17 protein-coding genes are annotated in these 19,006 nt (G+C 50.5%); 8 read left to right on the plus strand and 9 right to left on the minus strand.

All coding sequences use genetic code 11. The features are described from left to right. The first annotated feature begins 164 nt into the window (after positions 1–164). A complete protein-coding gene (locus tag AXA67_07150) occupies positions 165–1,106 on the plus strand; it encodes a hypothetical protein (GenBank protein ID KXJ40996.1) in 942 nt (313 codons plus the stop codon). A gap of 78 nt (positions 1,107–1,184) precedes the next feature. Here AXA67_07150 and AXA67_07155 read toward each other — a convergent pair whose 3' ends face one another. The 4 genes from AXA67_07155 to AXA67_07170 all read right to left on the minus strand — a co-directional run bounded on the left by AXA67_07155 (position 1,185) and on the right by AXA67_07170 (position 6,316). Continuing rightward, complete coding sequence (locus AXA67_07155; protein KXJ40997.1) at positions 1,185–1,787, minus strand: methyltransferase type 11; 603 nt, start codon at positions 1,785–1,787, stop codon at positions 1,185–1,187. Between the two features lie 80 nt (positions 1,788–1,867). Beyond that, positions 1,868–2,752: a hypothetical protein gene (locus AXA67_07160; protein KXJ40998.1), complete on the minus strand. Its 885-nt coding sequence runs from the start codon at positions 2,750–2,752 to the stop codon at positions 1,868–1,870. Between the two features lie 11 nt (positions 2,753–2,763). Further along, positions 2,764–4,356 carry a hypothetical protein gene (locus AXA67_07165; GenBank protein ID KXJ40999.1) on the minus strand — a complete coding sequence of 531 codons (1,593 nt, stop codon included), beginning with the start codon at positions 4,354–4,356 and terminating at the stop codon, positions 2,764–2,766. After that, positions 4,346–6,316 (minus strand): thiamine biosynthesis protein ThiF, encoded by a 1,971-nt coding sequence (locus AXA67_07170; GenBank protein KXJ41000.1) that lies wholly within the window; start codon positions 6,314–6,316, stop codon positions 4,346–4,348. Before AXA67_07170 ends, AXA67_07165 begins: the two co-directional genes overlap by 11 nt. Before the next feature lie 84 nt (positions 6,317–6,400). Here AXA67_07170 and AXA67_07175 point away from each other — a divergent pair, with 84 nt between their 5' ends. The 7 genes from AXA67_07175 (at position 6,401) to AXA67_07205 (ending at position 13,281) form a co-directional block, all read left to right on the plus strand. Continuing rightward, positions 6,401–7,189 (plus strand): hypothetical protein, encoded by a 789-nt coding sequence (locus AXA67_07175; protein ID KXJ41001.1) that lies wholly within the window; start codon positions 6,401–6,403, stop codon positions 7,187–7,189. Positions 7,190–7,213: 24 nt separating this feature from the next. Further along, a complete protein-coding gene (locus tag AXA67_07180; GenBank protein ID KXJ41002.1) occupies positions 7,214–8,221 on the plus strand; it encodes a hypothetical protein in 1,008 nt (335 codons plus the stop codon). Positions 8,222–8,301: 80 nt separating this feature from the next. Next, positions 8,302–9,045, plus strand: coding sequence for a hypothetical protein (locus tag AXA67_07185; protein ID KXJ41003.1), 744 nt, complete (start codon positions 8,302–8,304; stop codon positions 9,043–9,045). Between the two features lie 99 nt (positions 9,046–9,144). Continuing rightward, the gene (locus tag AXA67_07190; GenBank protein KXJ41004.1) at positions 9,145–10,071 is read left to right on the plus strand and encodes a porphobilinogen deaminase; all 927 of its coding nucleotides are present in this window, start codon (positions 9,145–9,147) and stop codon (positions 10,069–10,071) included. After that, positions 10,064–10,828, plus strand: a complete 765-nt coding sequence (locus AXA67_07195; protein KXJ41005.1) for a hypothetical protein — start codon at positions 10,064–10,066, stop codon at positions 10,826–10,828. Before AXA67_07190 ends, AXA67_07195 begins: the two co-directional genes overlap by 8 nt. Before the next feature lie 26 nt (positions 10,829–10,854). After that, a complete protein-coding gene (locus tag AXA67_07200) occupies positions 10,855–12,000 on the plus strand; it encodes a hypothetical protein (GenBank protein ID KXJ41006.1) in 1,146 nt (381 codons plus the stop codon). A gap of 81 nt (positions 12,001–12,081) precedes the next feature. Further along, on the plus strand, positions 12,082–13,281 hold the full coding sequence (locus AXA67_07205; GenBank protein KXJ41122.1) for a heme biosynthesis protein HemY: 1,200 nt from the start codon (positions 12,082–12,084) through the stop codon (positions 13,279–13,281). Here AXA67_07205 and AXA67_07210 read toward each other — a convergent pair. Genes AXA67_07210 through AXA67_07230 form a run of 5 tightly spaced genes read right to left on the minus strand, consistent with a single transcriptional unit; the run spans position 13,260 to position 18,966 of the window. Beyond that, positions 13,260–14,729 (minus strand): 3-octaprenyl-4-hydroxybenzoate decarboxylase, encoded by a 1,470-nt coding sequence (locus AXA67_07210; GenBank protein KXJ41007.1) that lies wholly within the window; start codon positions 14,727–14,729, stop codon positions 13,260–13,262. The two genes, AXA67_07205 and AXA67_07210, sit on opposite strands and share 22 nt — an antisense overlap. An 8-nt stretch (positions 14,730–14,737) precedes the next feature. After that, the gene (locus AXA67_07215) at positions 14,738–15,631 is read right to left on the minus strand and encodes a hypothetical protein (GenBank protein ID KXJ41008.1); all 894 of its coding nucleotides are present in this window, start codon (positions 15,629–15,631) and stop codon (positions 14,738–14,740) included. 25 nt (positions 15,632–15,656) lie between these two features. Further along, positions 15,657–16,298, minus strand: a complete 642-nt coding sequence (locus AXA67_07220; GenBank protein ID KXJ41009.1) for a methyltransferase type 11 — start codon at positions 16,296–16,298, stop codon at positions 15,657–15,659. Beyond that, on the minus strand, positions 16,295–17,245 hold the full coding sequence (locus tag AXA67_07225; protein ID KXJ41010.1) for a glycosyl transferase family 2: 951 nt from the start codon (positions 17,243–17,245) through the stop codon (positions 16,295–16,297). The genes AXA67_07220 and AXA67_07225 overlap by 4 nt, the downstream gene beginning before the upstream one ends. Then, a complete protein-coding gene (locus AXA67_07230; protein KXJ41011.1) occupies positions 17,242–18,966 on the minus strand; it encodes a hypothetical protein in 1,725 nt (574 codons plus the stop codon). Before AXA67_07230 ends, AXA67_07225 begins: the two co-directional genes overlap by 4 nt. Positions 18,967–19,006: the final 40 nt, after the last annotated feature.

The raw sequence follows: 19,006 nt of genomic DNA on the forward strand, positions 1-19,006 counted from the left end.
TACAGATATGGCCAGATATCTAATTGACAAAAGAACCATATCTCTAAGATTATGTTTTTCCAATAAATTATATCAGCGGCACGAGTTTTGCTTTAATTGTTCTGAAACTGAGTGGTTTCCTTATTACACTTTATTTGAGTACATTTATTTAAGGAGTAGATGGTATGAAAACTAAAAAAATATTTTTAGCGGTGGGCGCCGTATTGGCCTTGGCTGGGGCAAGCGCACACGCAACGACAGTGCTTTTCGATCATGACCAAAATGGCGCCTTTTCCCAGGCCAGCGGGTTTGATTGGTTTCCAGGCAATGCTTTGTCCGTAGATTCCTTGACAGATGGCCAATTGAATGTTGGCGATGTCTTTACCACCTATTATCAGGCGGAGCTGGGTTCTTTTTCCGGAGCTGGGAATACTAGTTTACCTGTTGGTAACGCTGGACCCTACGAATATACCGGAATTGCGGTAATCCAGGAAGAGGTGACTTTCGTCGCAGACACCAATGGCGATGGCGTTCAGGATTTGGTGAAATTTAAGCATGTGGGTGGTACCTTTAAGATGTATTATGATGATCTTGGCGGTACCACTAATGCTGATGGTATCACCGGCAATACCGGGCTGGGATACGATGATGGGCAGTTGATTTTGACAGCTAATGTTACTCTGGGCGGTGCAAACTTTACCTTGGCTGACCCACTCAATACCGACCTGCTGGATAAATTTGGCGCCGATGATCTTGGCGGGATTCAAACGGTGGTGGGGAATGGAAATACCAACGTCGAAGGGCCTGTCACCTTTGTTGATTCTAATTTCCTCAAGGGCATAAATCCTGGAGAAAGTATTGTAAAGCTGTTTTGGGACAGTACTTTAGCGGCCCCATTTGACAGTATTAATCCCGAGACGAGCATTGTAGGACAGACTCCTAACTATGGTCCTGATAATCTAAATGGACCATCCGTTGGGGCTCAAGGGAATGAAGACTTCCATTTTGAAGCTGATGGCAACATGAGTGTGGAAACTAAAACAACGGTTCCTGAGCCGGCAAGTTTGGCGTTGGTGTCACTTGGCTTGCTTGGGATGGGCGCGGTTTCCCGAAAGAAGAAAGCTTAATAAGCTTAAGCTAAAGAGCAATTATAAAAAGCCCCGCGTTTGCCGCGGGGCTTTTTTACGATTGTCTGACTTTACGTCCTAAAACTTAATGGCTACGCCATAGATAAAATCTCCGCCATATTTTTCCACCAGGCCGCCAGGCAATGAGAACCCTTGTTTTTCGAGTTCTTCTGCAAAGTCCTGGGCACTGAACCGGTTTTCTTCCGGATGAACGAAGAAAACACGGTAAAACCATTTATTCAAGGCATGGGTGGTCACATCCTGAAAATAAAATTTCCCCCCGGGCTTTAGCACCCGATGGATTTCTTTGAGCGCATTCTGCCAATTGGGAACATGATGAAGAATGGCGAAATTGAAGCAGGCATTGAATGTTTCATCGGGCTTGCTGATTTGGGTTACGTCACCTACTTCGATTTGGAGCTTTTCTTTTGGGTAATGGGCCAATCGCTTTTGCGCTCTGGCCACCATGTCAGGATCCAGGTCTATGGAATAAACGTATTTTGCCCGGAATCTTTCCAGGATTTCGCGCGTACCGACACCTTGTCCACAACCAACTTCCAAGGCTGCCCCCCCTTCGATTTTTCCGCCCAGTTTTTCCAATAGGGGAGCTTCATACCAGCGCTGAAAGGCTGTGCGAATGGGGGAGTTCATTGCCAGTTTTTCAAAGGTATTCATTTTCATGGCTAACCCTCTTAATTTAATTAATACCGCATAGGTGATAGATGCAGGGAGTTTAATTTCTATTTTTCAACATTATTGGACTAGGCTTGATGGCGCCAAACTGCCGCCGGTTCATAGGCGGATGGGAAAAAATAACCAAAAAAGGCCCAAAACCAGAGTATCGGGCGTTTGGCCATGATTTTTCCAGCATCCGGCTTCAATGCCATGTTCATGTTATGACCAAGGGCGCGGTTAAATTCATCCAGAAACCGGTAATTACTGAAGGGTACGAGACGATCCATGTAGGAACGCCGCCAGCAAGCCAGTGGTTCCAGGCCGAGTTCCTCTCCCAATTTCATCAGACCGGCCTGGGTGAGGACTACCCGATGGTATGGCTGGTGCAGGCGCATGATATGTTTTTCCAGATCAGCCATGTTTTCCACCCCTTCCGAATCTGCGGTGCCCACATAGAGCAGCCCCCCAGGGTTAACCAGGCTAAGGGCGTCTTTCATCATGGCGCGGGGATCGTCCACGTGTTCAATCACATCGTTGGCAATCACGCAATCGAAAGTGCCGTTTGGCCTTTCTTTCCAGCCAGGCACGTAAGGATCCCATCCTGCCACGTTTTTGTATTCTTGCTGTTTTAAAAATTTCACCATTACGCCATTGCCACAGCCATAGTCCAAAATCCGATCGGTTTTTTTGAGCCCGGCCTTTTGCAGGCGCTTGAGCAGGTTTTTCAGGGTGCCTCGGGCGAAAATATCTAGTTTCCGCTCATTCAACGGATAGCGGGAATAAATTTCATTGTAATCCACCGGTTTCAGGCTGTGGATGGCCTGGCAGCCTGGGCACTTCCACAGGGGAAATTGCTCTTCCAGGTAGCCTTCAATATTGCCCCGGACCTGGCCAAAGTTATCTGGTTGACTGGGGTTGATAGGTTCATTGCACAAGCTGCAATGAGTATAGGCGGGGTTGTCAGGCATCATGGTGTTGTTTCTCATCGGTTGATAATGTGATCAGCGACGCGCAAGGCATTGGCAGCGATGGTCAGGGCAGGGTTGATCCCGCCGCTGCTTGGGAAGAAAGAGGCATCGGTAATGTACAGGTTATCCAGTTCATGGGCCTTGTTCCAGCGGTCCAGTACCGATGAGTCCGGGTCGTCGCCAAACCGGCAAGTGCCGCAGACATGGGCGATACGCTCGTTGTTTTCAGCCTGGTTGAGTCGTTTGACTTTCCATGGTGCAAAGGCAGCTTGTATGTGTCTGCGAAACAGCCTCAGCCGTTGTTGGTCATATTGACTGAGGCGATAATATAACTCAAGTTTGTCCTGGTGAGGTTCGATCCGGTTATCCGCATAGGGTAAATCTTCAAGAATGCCGGCAAAAACTGCCTTGCCTGAAGTCATTATTTGGATGATGGGTTTTAAAAAAGGCTTCATGATGGGGAAGAAGGAGGAAAGCAAGGGAACTGCGTGACTGATATCTTTATGAAGGCCGTCCAGGAGCATGGGCAAGGGCGGCAGGGTGCCGAAAGATTGCACCGATCCGAGTTTGCCTTTATCGGTGAGATAAAAGTCATTGAACGCCAGTTGTTTGCGATAGCGCTGAACCGGCCGGGGTAGTTTCACAAGATAGAGATCAATGGCATGGCGCATTAAATTCCGCCCCACCATGGCGGAGCCGTTGGCCAGTCCTTTCGGCCATTGGCGGCTTATAGAGCGCAGCATCAGGGCGGGCGTGTGCAAAGCGCCGGCGGCAAAAATAAACAAGTCGCCATCAATCTTGATTTCCTTCCCCTGTTTGATGCATGCAAGCCGATGAATCGTTTGCTGCCCCGCTTCAACGCCGATCACTTCACATTCATCCACCAATGCCGCATTGTGTTCCGCCAGAGCTGGAGCCAGACAAACAGAAGCGCTGTCGCGCTTGCCGCTTGTGGCACACAGAAACCCTTGGCAGTCGCGGCAATTTTCCTTTTCCAGGCAGGCCCCGGGAACCCGGTAGGGATGGAGCCCCTTGGATTTTAAATGAGTGGCAATCATTTGATTGGCAGTATCCAGGGGTGGGTAGTCAGCCAGCGGATCAAGGTGGCCAGCCCGTAACGGATCGGTGGTGCCATAAACTTGATAAAGCCTTTCCGCGGCCACATACCAAGACCGCATTTCTTCATAGGAGATGGGCCAGGTTGGTGGCAATGTGGATGCATTTTTGCTGTTATGGTGCTTGCCTGGCTCGAAGTCTTCGGGAAAAAACCGTTCCAGTGCGGCGCCGTACAAACTGCTGGAACCACCGCTGCCCATGCCAATGAATGGAATAAAGGTTTTCTCCAGGCGCATGCTTCGATCATGCAGGGGGGATGTCCACCGCCCGGTTTCAGGTAGAATGTCTGATAATGGAGTGTCTTTTTCGGATGCGATCATCTCGGCATACGCTCCGGCAAGCCTGTCATTTGCCAACAGGTTTTTACCGCGTTCGAGAAACAATACGGACCGTCCTTTTTGCGCCAGAGCATAACCCACTGTCGCGCCTCCCATGCCAGAGCCAACGATGACCACATCCCAGTGTTTGCGGGCAGCCGTGTCAAGATCCATTGGTTTGAGATATTAATGCGGGAAGGGGAAATCTCAATGACCGGGCGGCAGCCTGTCTTGCCTGGCCTGTGCGCCCGGCGAAAACGATTTTCTCCGGTGTTTGATACAGCCGGGAAAATTGTTTTGCGAGACGCACCGCCTCTTGTTGCACGGATTCTGTATGAGTGAATTGCTTTCCCTTACGAACGTAACCAGAAAAAATTACAGGTGTCATCTCCGGTTGCAACTGCAATCCCAGTGAGGTGGCTGTCAACCAGAATCGCTGCAGGGCCCGTCCGGCCTTGAAATAATCCTCAATCGTTTCGGGTGCTTTGTCCGCTACGAGTGCAAAATGGGCGGCGCACAAGATGCCGGGCAGCAGATCCAGTTGAATTCTGGGAATCCAGGTTCCGGCCAGCCAGCGGTTCATGAATTTTACCCGGTCCCAGCTTTGCATTGCCCAATGCATGAGCTTCAAGGCAAGCGGATCCAGGCCCACCGCTTGATCGGGGATTTTATCTATGCTGTAGCGCGCATTCCACTCAATAATGCGTTTGTGGACTTCATAGGCCTCGGGCATGGTCAGGCGTAGCTTGGCGTTGTCAAACATCAATTTGGCTGCCTGCCAGCGTTTTTTCCAGCCTTCAAGCCAAAGGACTTGATAGTTCGCCCCAATGGATTGTTCCAGAGCTTTTTTCTCCCGTGGCGTCAGGGGTCGGGTTTTGAATGGGCGGCGGTTGACAGTGCGCTCAGGAAGATAGGGAAATAAAGGATCTGGCTTGATATCCGGATTTTCTTTCAGGAAAACATCAATAATGGGATGGGTTTCTGGAGATTCCTTGCGCAAATTGAACTCAGCTTCCAGCCCGAATTGGCTGGCGGCGATGGCAATGCTTTCCAATAAGGCGCCGATGGCCAGTTGACTGGCCCGGCCTTCCAGATCGTACACGCACCAGTCCCGGGTGTCGTGTCCATGGATGACAATATGATGGTCATTCACCATCTCGAATTGCCATGGCTGAGTATTATCTCCCGAAGGGGCCCAGCGAGCGGCATCAAAAATCTGTTCAGTGATTGTCCGAGGCGGTTTTTCAGAGGGTTCGTCAATATTTTTTACACTCATAAATTGTTTCCGGGCAATGGTCAGAGCCAGTTTCTGGATCGGGTTGCGGTTACCGCCTGGACGCCAGGTTGTCACCATTGTATTGCGGTAAGCATCGAACTGTAATCCCCAAGGCGCGGATTTAACCGTACCACGATTAAGAAGAATCTTTAGCGCTTCTGTGGCGGTAACGCCCGCGCACAGTTCGCAAGCCATGGGAGTCGAAGGTCCTTTGTGTTGCCCAAGCTTGACGGCAGTAGGGTCGACGAGATAGCCTGATTGTAGCATCCGTGGCGATAATCCCAGTAAAAAACGAATGATTTGTTCGTCTTCGGGTTGGCCTTCCAGTTGAAAGTACTCTTCAAAGGTCATTTTTCCGGGCAAAAAGTTCAATAGCGCCGTTCCCATGCCGAGGGGCGCGGCTGTCACTGCCGGGATGCCTACATTGGCGCAGTAGGCAAAGACCATTCGGCGGGTGTCAAAGGCAAAAAAGTCCAGGCCATCTACGTATAAGTCAACATTCGTAAAAAAATCTGACAAATTTTCTTTATGGACACCGTCGGGAAAGGTTTTGATATCCAGTTCGGGATTAATGTCACGAGCCATTTCGGCCAGTACATCCACTTTTGGTTGTCCCAAATGGCTGACTGAAGCCCCTGCTTGACGGTTGAAGTTCGCCAGCTCAAACACATCAAAGTCAGCAATATGAAAGGCGCCTATGCCCAATCGGGTTAAGGTCAAAAGGTGACTGCCGCCCACGCCACCCATCCCGGCAATGGCAATCCGTTTGTTTTTGAGGATTAATTGCTCATTTTTTGTCAGCCAGCCGATATTGCGAGAAAAGGCTAACCGATAGTCGAAGTCTGTGATGGTGTTCATAGTTGGGCTTTATTAGCTTGTCCTACAATAAATATAGCTGGATGGGATATCCATGAGTTAAACATCATGTTGGGATAGCAAGATATGATTACAGAATTGGGACAAAGGGAAAAATTGGTACGTAAAGAAGATAGTTTACGGGAACAATTTTATAAATTTTTTAAAATTCTGCCTGCAAATACCGAGCCCCTATTACGTGAGGTATACCACCTCCGGTTTCAAGTCTATTGCTTGGAAACCGGCTTTGAGAGCAAAGAGGATTGCCAATATATTATAGAAAATGGACAGGAGATTTGGCTCGAGAAAGATAAATATGATAGGCGGGCAGTTCATTATTTGGTCCAGCATCGCAGAACGGGCCTTTATGCGGCGACTGTTCGTTTGGTGCTGCCGGATCACCGAAATATTAATATACCTTTCCCAATCGAAAACCATTGTAATCTCGAATTTCCGGTAAAAAATCCTAAAATTCGAAGGCATCTAGCTGAAATCTCCCGTTTTGCAGTATCGAGAGAATTTAAAAAGCGTCAGGGGGAAAAGGGGACATTGGCGGGCATTTCTGATTCTACAGAAGTTTACTTAGAGCCCGAGGAGCGAAGGATTTTACCCCATATGGCAGTGGGATTATTCGCGGCTATCGGGAAAATGAGTTGTGAAAATGATATTACTCATTGGTATGCGGTGATGGAGCCAGCATTATTACGATTGTTACGCTTGTTCGGTATTCGATTTATTCCCATCGGCGACGATGTGGATTATCACGGCCTGCGTCGTCCGTGCCTGGCTGAATTTAGTAAAGTGTTAGCGAGTATAAGAAACGTAAATCCTGATGTGTGGGACTTTGTAACCGATAATGGCAAATATGTTAAATAATGATTGGATTTCTCTGTGTGAAAAATGAACCCATTCCTCCCCAATTTCTGCGACGTCCGTATATTACTGCTGGTGGTGCTGGGCTCGATTTTCCTGGCGTTGCTGATGACCTTGGTAAGCGGGGTTGAAGAAAGCTTTGGCGCTGAGTTGGGTCTTCGGGGGATATTTATTGCCTGGGTGGCTTTGCTTAGTGCGTTTTTTTTGTGTTTTTTTCGTCGGTTAATCAGCAAGTTTCAGGTTTTTGTCCAGGCGATTTATGTGGTTCTCTTGATTACGGGAGTCACTGTCTTTTTAACCTGGGTGGCTTTTGAGCTGCTTTCTGTTAATGCTATTCAAGGTCATTCTCCCTATCTGCGTCATTTCAGTATCGCCCTGTTGATCAGTTTGGCGCTGTTGCACTATTTTCATCTTCAGTACCAATGGCGCCAGCAAGTGCAAGCGGAAGCCGAGGCGCGGTTGCAGGCGTTGCAGGCCAGAATGCGTCCGCATTTTCTTTTCAATAGTCTAAATTCCATCGCCGAGCTTATTGCCACGGATACCGTGGCGGCTGAAGACCGGATTGCGGATTTGGCGGAATCTTTGCGCGCCGCCATGCGGCTGGATAGTCAAAAATTAGTGCCATTGGCGCAAGAACTGGATTTGACGCGGCATTACCTGGCGCTTGAGCAGGCCCGGTTAGGAGAAAGGTTGCAAATCCGCTGGAAAATAGAACTTGCTTTGAAAGAGACGCAGGTTCCGCCCTTTTGCTTGCAACCTTTGGTGGAAAATGCTGTTTACTATGGCGTGGAACCTTCTTCTGATGGGGGACAGGTGGAAATTTCCGCCATTGAACAAAAAGGCTATATAGTATTAAGCGTCAGGAATACGATTCCAAAATCCGTTACTAGAAAGCGCAAAGGAAATCATATCGCCTTGCAAAATATCAAGGCCAGATTATCTGCAAGTTTCAAGCAGCAAGCCAGCTTATGGATAAGCACGGCAGAGGGCTGGTATCAAGTTCGGATGCGCATACCGCTAAACCCCATCAACTGAATTCTTTGAACGGGATCACATAGCAACTTAAACCTAAAGGCTATGCTTATTAGCATGGTTTGTTTGGCTGCTGTAATCTCATGAATCTTGTCGTTACCGATGATGAAGTGCCTGCCCGTGAGCGCCTTTGCCGTCTGGTCAAAGAAGTAGCGCCTGAATGGCAAGTGGTGGCCAAGTTTGGCAACGGCCTGGATGTGGTTGAATATTGCTGTGCCAATCCGGTGGACCTGGTATTGCTGGATATTTGCATGCCGGTCATGGATGGTTTGGATACGGCCCAAAAACTAATTCAACTGCCAGTGCCGCCAGCGATCGTATTTGTGACGGCTTTTGAAGATCACGCTTTGCAGGCGTTTGAGGCTCAGGCCGTGGATTATCTGCTCAAACCCGTCCGTAAGCAGCGTTTGGCGGCTACCTTGAAACGGGCGCAGGTCTGGATAACTGCTAGCAGGCAAGGCGGTTTCCCAGCGGGTAATCACCACCGTCACGTCTGCGTCAGGCACCAGGGGGGGCAGGAATTAATTCCTGTAGAGACGATTCGCTATTTCCGTGCCGATCAAAAATACGTGGTGGCGCGCACGGAAAATCGGGAAGTCTTACTCGACGAGTCCCTAAAATCCCTGGAGGCTACCTTTGCCAATGCTTTTATTCGAGTTCATCGCAGCGCGTTGGTGGCTTCTGCCTATATAAAAGGTGTGCATCGCGATGCCCAAGGCAGATATTGGGTCACTTTGGATGGGGTGTCGGAAAAGGTGGAAGTCAGCCGCCGTCATGTCAGCTTGGTAAAACGCTATCTCCAAAGCAACGCTGTAGTTACTGCATAAGCCGTATTGACGGCAGTGCTTTCAGGCAGTCTCTTCTAAGAAAAAATCCCGTCAGCATTTTTGATACAATGAAACGCTTGTATAGTGCTGGCATGATTTGTGACAACTACCATACACATCGCAACCCGTAAAAGCCCACTGGCCCTGTGGCAGGCAGAGCACGTGGCTGCCTGTTTGCGGGCTATCCATCCCGGAATTACGGTTGAATTGGTCAAAATGACAACCCGCGGCGATCAGATTCTGGATGCCCCGTTAGCCAAAGTCGGTGGCAAGGGGTTGTTTGTCAAGGAGCTGGAGCAGGGGTTGCTGGATGGGCGGGCGGATATCGCCGTGCACTCCATGAAGGATGTGCCAGTAACCTTACCGCCTGGGCTGCACATTGGCGCCATTCTCGCGCGGGAAGACCCAAGAGACGCGTTTGTCAGCCAGGCATATTCCGGCTTGGATGATTTGCCTGATAATGCGCGTATCGGGACTTCCAGCCTCAGAAGGCAATGCCAATTGCTGCAACGTTTCCCCGGATGGCGGATTACCCCTTTGCGGGGAAATGTCGGTACCCGCATGGCAAAGCTGGAGGCAGGGGAATTCGATGGTATTATTTTGGCGGTGGCCGGCTTGAAGCGGCTTGGATGGGCGGACAAAATCACCCAAATCATCGCCCCCGAACTGAGTCTGCCGGCGATTGGCCAGGGGGCCGTCGGCATCGAGTGCCGGAAAGATGATCCCACAATCAACGAATTGATCGCCCCGCTTCACCATAATGAAACGGCCATCTGCGTCACAGCGGAACGGGCCATGAACGAGCGCCTCGAAGGGGGTTGCCAGGTGCCGATTGCGGGTTTTGCGGAAATTGACGGGGAGTGCTTGACATTGCGCGGCCGGGTCGGGAATCCTGATGGATCGGAAATGATCGCCGCCCAGGCTACGGGCGTAATCAGCCAGGCGCAATGGCTGGGTGAGTCGGTCGCCGAGACTTTGCTGGCCCGCGGCGCGGACCGGATTTTACATGCGGTTTATCATGGTTGAAGATTGGGATCTTACAGGCATCCGGGTATTGGTCACTCGGCCGGAACCTCAGGCAAGCCGTTTATGCCAGTCTATCCAGGAAAGAGGCGGGGTTGCGTACAATTGCCCCATGATTGACATTACCCCGTTACAACCCGCGTTGCCTCTTGCAGAGTGGAGAAGGTATGATTGGCTCATTTTTGTGAGTGCCAATGCGGTTCGTTTTGCCCTGGACGTCGGGATGAGGCCGATGGCGGATGTGCGGATAGCAGCGATAGGTCCGGCGACGGCGAAGGTTTTAGAAAAGGCGGGTTTTCCAGTGACGTGTCAGGCGCCCGCGCCTTATACTTCCGAGAGTTTATTGACAGTGCCCGCGTTGCGGGAAGTGGCCGGTCAAAAGCTGCTCATTGTTAAAGGACAGGGGGGGCGTGAGCTTTTACAGGAGACATTGCGTGATCGCGGGGCTGAAGTGAGTGTCGCAGAGGTTTATCGGCGTACCTGCCCGCGGCAACAGGCGGTAGAAAGATTACATCAAGTGCTATCGGAAAATATTACGGTAGTGACGGCAACCAGCGGAGAAATCCTGGCAAACCTGATCAAGGCGGCAAACGGGATGACCGGCCGGTTGCTTCAATTGCCGATTGTGGTTGTAAGTGAGCGCCTGGCCGACCTGGCCCAGTGTAAGGGCTTTACCCATATAATTATCGCGGCATCGGCATCGGATATGGCAATATTAAAGGCGATTGAGCAATGGCGAGTGGCCGCGGCAGAATCATGATTTGGCGAATAGGATAAGGAAAGACCATGGCAGATTTGCTCCACGGTGAAGAATTTGATGAAGATGAAGTAGGTTCCCGGCTGGGCCTGTGGATCACTATTGTATTGGTGCTTCTGTTACTGGGCTTGGTGGGTGCTGGTTTTTACTTATTTCAAATGCTGCGCGCCGAGCAGGCGGGACTAGGCGGTAAACTCGGCAAGGAAGGGATGCGGGTGATCGAAGTGACCAAACAGATCACCAACTTGCAAAAAGAAGTGGCCACTTTGCACACCCAAGTGGCGACCCTGGATAAAAAGTTGTCGGTACGAGATGAGCATTGGGAAAAGATGCTGGCGGAGCAAACCAAAGTCTTTGATGAAAAGCTGGAAGCGTTGAAAAAACAGCTGGAACTCAGCCACAGCAAATTGGCCAATAAAATCCAGGCGGTGCAAAACCAGTTCAACAAAACCCAAGCCGATGTTCTGATTGCCGATGCGGAATATTTGCTTGGGGTGGCCAATCAAAATCTTCGATTGGTAGGGGACGTGAAGTCTGCGTTGGCTGCATTACAAGCGGCGGACCAGTTGCTCCGGCAAAGCGGCGATCCGGCGGTATATAAAGTCCGCCAGGCATTGGCCAAGGAAATCGAGTCATTGAAGGCCGTGCAAGCCCCCGATATTGTCGGCATCTCGGCTAAGCTGGTCACTTTGCAGGACAAAGTGGAGTCACTACCATTAGCATTACCCCACATGGGCAAAGTCGCGACTTCAAAAAAGAAATCCGCCGAACAAACACATGAGACAGATAAAGGACTTCTGGAAAGCTGGAAAGAGGTGCTCACTATCCGCCGCCGGAAAACCGACCGCCCGGTGGAAGCGATCCTGACACCGGAAGAAGTGGAAGCTATCCGTCACGCTCTGATCCTGAAGTTGGAAACCACCCGGTTTGCTGCCGTGCGCGGCCAGCAGGATTTGTACAAGCACAGTCTGGAATCCGCCAAGCAGTGGGTCAAGCGTCACTTTGATACCCGCTCCCAGGCAGTCAAAGACTATTTGGCCCAACTGGATTCCTTAGCCAATGCGCCGGTTTCGCTACAACTGCCTGAAATCGGTAGATCGCTCCAACTACTGCAACATTTGCCTGCTTTGCGGCTGGAACAGACCAGTCTCTCAGGGAATTCAGCCAATCAATAAACGGGAGTTGCTGTGAAGGCTTTAAAAAAGCAAATCATCATCTGGTCGGGAGTCCTGTTGCTGGCTGTGATAGCCGCGATTATGCTGCCCCGGCTGAAGCTTCTGGATGATGCTGGCTATGTCCTCATTGGCTGGGGCCAATGGGAGCTTGAACTGACGCTGGTGACATTGATTTTAATCTTTGTCATTGGCTTTCTTCTCCTGTATTCAGGAATTAGGTTGATAAATTTGTTGTTGCAGTTGCCGGCCCAACGACGCCAGAGAAAAGAAATCGAGCGTATGGAAGCGTCCCACAGGGCCCTACTGGAAGGCTTGCAACAATCGGCCGAGGGTAATTGGGAGCAAGCGGAAAAGGTCTTGATTGAAAACGCCGCGGTAAGTGGCCAGTCTCTGGTCCACTATCTGACCGCGGCCCATGCAGCCCACCATCGCGGTGCTGCCCGGCAACGGGATGAATATCTGAAGCAAGCTTATGAAGCCGCGCCCGATGGGGAAGTCGCCATTCGGGTGACCGAAGCGGAATTTCACCTGTCCAACCAGGAGTTTGAGCGGGCGCTCCAGTGTCTGCTGCAGGTGCGCAAAATAGCGCCCAATAATGCCCGGGTATTGAGGCTTCTGCACCAAGTCTATGGAAAATTGGAGGACTGGGAAGGACTTCGCAAACTGCTGCCCGCTTTGCATAAAAATAAAGTACTGATGGAGGCGGAGGTCAAGCTGCAAGAGATAGAGGCTATAAGCGCACTGATTAAGCAAAAGAGCAAGGTTAAGGATGTTGCAGGTCTCAAGGGGTTGTGGAATGACCTGCCAGAACATGTTAAGAAAACGCCGGGTTTGCAAGCGACCTACTTTGCAGCCATGATTGAAAATGGGGCGGGACCGGAAATTGAACCTCAATTGCGAGCAGCTTTGGAAGAAAAGTGGCAGGATACGCTGGTGGTGCTGTATGGCACCATCGAAATGGAAAATGCCGCCGAACAACTGAGCCATGCCGAAGCCTGGCTGCAAAAACATCCAGACGATGCCGTTTTGCTGCGGGTTTTGGGTAAGCTGGCCTTACGGGCTGGCGATAGCGAAAAAGCCTTGGATTACCTTACCCGTTCCCTGGAACAATCACCTACGGTGGAAGCTTATCGTTTGTTGGGCGATCTGTTTATGAAAAAAGGCGAGACGGAACACGCCTGTGAATGTTACCGCCGTGGGCTGATGCTGGCCTCCAAGGCGGTGATTGAAGAGATCGAAGCCCATCCGGAGGGCGTTGGTTATAAATCAATTCCCAGTTGATCCCAGATCGAATCCACTCGCTGTTTTACTTCCGGGGACATGGTGATAGGCTTGCCCCACTCGCGGTTGGTTTCGCCGGGCCATTTATTGGTGGCGTCAAAGCCGATTTTTGAGCCCAGTCCCGCCACCGGCGAGGCAAAATCCAGATAATCAATTGGCGTGTGCTCGATGATTGTAGTATCTCTAGCCGGATCCATGCGCGTGGTCATGGCCCAGATCACATCTTTCCAGTCCCGGATGTTCACATCGTCGTCAGTGACTATCACAAACTTGGTGTACATAAACTGGCGCAGGAACGACCATAATCCCAGCATGACTCGTTTGGCGTGACCGGGATATTGTTTCTTCATGCTGATGACAGCCAGCCGGTAGGAGCAGCCTTCCGGCGGCAGATAAAAATCAACAATTTCCGGAAACTGCTTCTGCAAGATGGGCACAAAGACTTCATTCAATGCCACCCCAAGCACAGCCGGTTCATCTGGCGGACGGCCGGTGTAGGTGCTGTGATAAATGGGGTTTTGCCGTTGGGTAATACACTCGATGGTAAACACCGGGAAGGTTTCCACCTCATTGTAATAGCCGGTATGGTCGCCGAAAGGACCTTCCGGCGCGGTCTCGCCGGGATAGAGAAAGCCTTCGAGGACAATCTCCGCGCTCGCCGGAACTTGAAGGTCGGAAAGCTTGGCTTTTACCACCTCGGTCTTGCCGCCGCGCAGCAGCCCCGCAAAAGCGTATTCTGACAGCGTATCCGGCACGGGAGTCACTGCGCCCAAAATGGTCGCGGGATCGGCGCCCAGGGCGACGGCCACGGGAAAAGGTTCACCAGGCCGTGCCTGTTGCCATTCCTTGTAATCCAGCGCCCCGCCCCGGTGTGCTAGCCAGCGCATGATGACTTTGTTGGGAGCAATCACTTGCATCCGGTAGATGCCAAGATTCTGCCGTTCCTTCAGTGGTCCCCGGGTAATCACCAGGGGCCAGGTAATAAGCGGACCAGCATCTTCCGGCCAGCAGGTCTGGATGGGGTAACGCCCCAAATCCACCTCGTCTTTTTTCAGGATTTCTGTCTGGCAGGGCGCATGACGCAAGACCTTCGGCGCCATGTTGAGTACCTGCCTGAAAATCGGCAATTTTTCCCAGGCGTCTTTCATGCCTTTGGGCGGGTCCGGTTCTTTCAGGAAAGCCAATAACTTCCCAACTTCCCGCAGCGCTTCCACCGAATCGGCGCCCATGCCAAAGGCCACCCGCTTGGGAGTGCCGAATAAATTACCCAGTAATGGCATTGTCGAACCTTTGGGATTTTCAAATAGCAGTGCAGGGCCCTGCGCCTTCAAGGTGCGGTCACAGATTTCCGTGATTTCAAGATAGGGATCGACTTCCAATTGAATCCGCTTGAGCTGGCCTTGTTGCTCGAGTTGGCGCAGAAAGTCCCGCAGATCGTGATAGCGCATAGTGCCCGCTATTGTAATTGTTTTTGTGACAGCGGGACCAGACTGCCGGCAATGAAAAAGAACAACACATCCCCACTAATGGTCATGACCCTGAGTAATAAGGCGATCAAAGCGGCAGGCGCTTCGGGGGATAGGTGTTGCAAACCCAACACGATAATGCCTTCTCTGATGCCGAGTCCTGATGGCGCGCCCGGCGTCAAAAAGCCGGCCAACCAAGACAGGGCAAAAATGCTTACCAGATGAAATGCTGGAAAAGGTTGTAATGCCCTGTCATCAAAAAGGCCACATAAAGCAACGAGCAATAAACCGGCGATAATAAAAAATAGCAAATAATTCAGGTACGCTTGGAGCAATGCGCCTGCTGTTTGTCTGTTCATCAAGTGAGGCCAACGTGTTTTTGTTAAATGGCGAGCTGCAATTAAGATCAGGATTGCCAGGCAGGCGAGAACCATTAAATAATAGGCATAATTTCGATCTTGAAACAGACCGAAATTCAGGGCAGTTGGCACCGCTATTGTGGTAGACGCGGCCACCAATCCCACAAACTCATACAAAGTGGAGGCGGCTAGAATATTATGGCTGATGCCAAACTGACGGCCCATGATTTGTCGCCCTACCACATGGAAAAAATTACCTGGCAGGTATTTGCCAATCTGGCTTTGGGCGAAAACGCCTACCGGAATAGACCACTTTAAGCCATCCACGCCTAATCCTTTGAGTAAACCGTGCCAGGCTACCGCTAGAAATATGCAGGCGAAGGCGTAACCGGCACAACCTGCCGCAAGAATCCCTATCGCCAGTCCATCTGGGCGCCAGTGACGAATAGTAGGCCATTCACTGCCTAAACGAAGGGCGACAAAATACAAAGACAGCCCCATGACTGCCCAGCCCAGCCAGGTCACATTATTCTTTAGAGACATTTAACCTTCACGAACGGTAATGTTTGGAACGGCCTAGAATGATTGTCCAGGGCAAAGGGGATCGAATTTCTACAAGCTCGAATTCGCGTCCAACAAAATCCAAAAACGCCTTTTTTGACCAATGCTGGATATGGCCAGGGCTGTTGCCCCAGCTTTTGACATGAGCCCCACGCAGAAAGTTGAGAATCCGCCATAGCGGTTCCCGGGGGACAGACATCAAGGCATAGGGTTGGGCCAGCTGGGCAAGTTTGGACAGTCCTTTGTCAGGATTGTCAAGATGTTCCAAAACCTCGCAACAGACAACCAGTTCCGCGTTATGACTTTGCGGCTCCAAATCGACAATATTTTTTGCCTCAAAAGTCAACCTGGGTGAATCTAGGTTTTCACGGGCGATATTGACAATGGTGGGGGACAAGTCCGTGGCATGGATTTTGGCTTGGGTATGATCCAGCAAGATTTGGGTGATATGCCCCTCTCCACAACCAACTTCAAGAATGGTGTCAGGATTGACGGACGAGGCCAGTTCGGCCACAGCGTCGTCAAACGTTTTGAGCATGTACTGGGCCAAAGGATTTTTGGTTTCATACTTGTCCGATCCTGTGCCCACCACAATGCCATTTTCAATGAGGGGTGTCTTCCTGGCTTTCATGCAACGTCTCCCCCAGCTCGTTCCAAAATCGCAAACTCAGGCGGCTTTTCATTGGCGTGATGGGTAATCAATTCCGCCAATAGCCCAACGGAAATCAATTGGATTGACAAAATGACCAGCAAAATTCCGATAAAAAATAACGGCCGGGTGCCAATGGGCCGGACCCCGGAAAACCAAAGTACTGCCAGATAAGTTAAAATTGCCACACCCAATAGGCCAGAAGCAATACCCAGGCCGCCAAACAAATGCCCGGGCTTATGACGGTAGCGAGTGGTGGCCAGTACCGTTAACAGGTCCAAGAATCCCCGTGCGTAGCGTTCCCAGCCATATTTGGAAACCCCATGTTCACGGGGGTGATGTTTAACCGGTATTTCCGTGATTCTAAAGCCTCGGTCGTGGGCCAGTACTGGCACATAGCGGTGCAACTCGCCGTACAGCCTGAGACTTTGCAATACCTCCCGCTGGTATGCCTTGAAGCCGCAATTGAAATCATGCAATGGAACGCCACTCAGCCAGGCGGTGACTTTGTTGAACAAGCGCGAAGGCAGGGTTTTGGAAAGGGGATCTTGACGGTTTTGTTTCCAGCCCGAGACGAGATCGTAGCCTTCTTCCAGCATGGCAATAAAACGGGGGATTTCTTCCGGGTCATCCTGCAAATCCGCATCCATAGTGATAATGATATCCCCGTGGCTGGCTTGAAAACCGGTCGCCAAGGCAAAAGCCTTGCCGAAGTTTCGCCGCAACCGCAGCGCAATCACCCGGTTCGGATGGTCAACCGCCAAGGATTCCATGATTTCCCAGGTTTTATCGCTACTGCCGTCATCCACGAAAACCACCTCAAAGTTGTAGTCCGGGAGGTGGCCCATGACCGTGGTAATTTTTTGAAAAAGCGTTTCCAAGCTATCCGCCTCGTCTTTGGCGGGGATGACAAAACTGATCAGACTCATTTTTTTAATGGATTAAGGGTTGTAGCTGATGGAAAAACAGAATGGGTGTCACTTAACGGGTACCATTGTAATGGCTTGCCTGTAAGTACATAGGCAAACAACTGTTTATCTTGCGGCGCTATTCTGGCATAGCCTAGCCATCCGAAATCCCCCGGTTTATCAAGATATTGATTGACATCTGGCCTGGGGAATCCAGAAAGCGCAAGGCCACGGACAATTTTATCCTGGTTGGTGATTACAATGCAGCGCAGAGGCGTGGAGGGAATTGGTCTAGCCCAACCCTCCACCTTATAAATCAGAGGATCGAGCAATTCTATGCGATCAAAATGCCCCGCAGTAAAACCACCTTTCTGGCCAGGTGGGCTTTGTTCAGTAATGTTTAATTTTTCACCCGGTTGAGGGCAATGCTGGAAAGTGCCGTCAAATGGAATGTGACGAATTTTTTTCAATTGGGGAATCAGGTTGGCGGCTATTGCGCGTCCTGCCTCAGTTTTTAGGGTAGGGGTGACGGTTTGGGATAGCAAATCAAAATCGTATCCGCCAGTATAAATCGAAACCATGGCCAAAGTTTTTTTCTGGCTTCTAGCTAGAAAGTAACCGGTGATTTCCCCGTATGCGGGAATGCTGGCATAAGCAAATCCGGCCAATAGCAAGAAAAAGACAGGGAAACGCCAATGACGGAATAACGGAAGTGTGCGGGAAAGCAAAAGGATTATGCCAAACCAACCAAGCCAGAAAAGCGCGGGCAAGGTCATATAGCGGGAGGAAAGCGCCTGTTCGATACCAAAGCCGGCTCTTGCGAACGCGATAATGCCCATATTGGCCAAGGCATAACAAATGATCATCAACCAGATGGCCGAGGCCTGCCGCGATGCTGGTGTTTTAATTAACCGCCAAAGAGCAAAAACAAGCGTAATGAGTCCAGCGCCGGCCAATTTTTGCGCCAGCCCGGCATCATGGCTAGTAAACAGCCCGCCGGTCAAGGTCAGCAGGTAGATCAAAATGGTAAAAGGATCTCTTTGCAGATCCGGGTGTCCTTCCGGTTTATGATAAAAAAACAAAAACATTAAGGAGGCTATGAAGGCATAGGCAAGTATTTTCTTGATACTGTCCAGCGGGTGTTTGGCCAATAACGCGCCGACAATAAGCGCTGGCCATATTCCCAGCGCGGTGCTGTAAGTCAACATGCCTATCATCGCGACTAAACAACTTAAATGAACTTGCCGATTGGCGAGAAGGTAGAAAGCAATTAAAGCCAGGGCATTGGCGCCAATCCAGGCAACGCCGCTCATCCCCAGCATCCAATTATGGGCGGCGGCGGGCGTGAAGATAAGAAGGCTAATCGCCAGGGTTGCCCAGTGCTTTTCTGTGAAGGTGAGATATTTCCTAACAAAGGTCAAAAGGATTATGGCTTCCAAGGTTGCGAAGGAAAATCCCAGTAACCCTAAGGCCCGGTTGTCTCCACCAGTGAGTTTGATGTTGAGAGCATAAAAAATTTTGGGGATGATAACGATGTGTTCTGTATTATGGGCAAACCAATCCCTAAAACGCAGACTAAAAGCGCCATTTCGGAGAATGGTATTTAAATAATCCCAGTAATCGTTGTCGGGCAGTTTTCCTGCCTGGGTGATCAAGGCGAGAATATATAGCGCAGGAAGGCAACAGAGGATGACAAATGCTAATAGCGCCAACAATTCAATGTATTGTTCTCCCTGGTGCAAACAAGTGGCTGTGGCATTTTCTCTGGCTAGTATCGTCATC

This window comes from Methylothermaceae bacteria B42, assembly GCA_001566965.1.
Taxonomy (GTDB): domain Bacteria; phylum Pseudomonadota; class Gammaproteobacteria; order Methylococcales; family Methylothermaceae; genus Methylohalobius.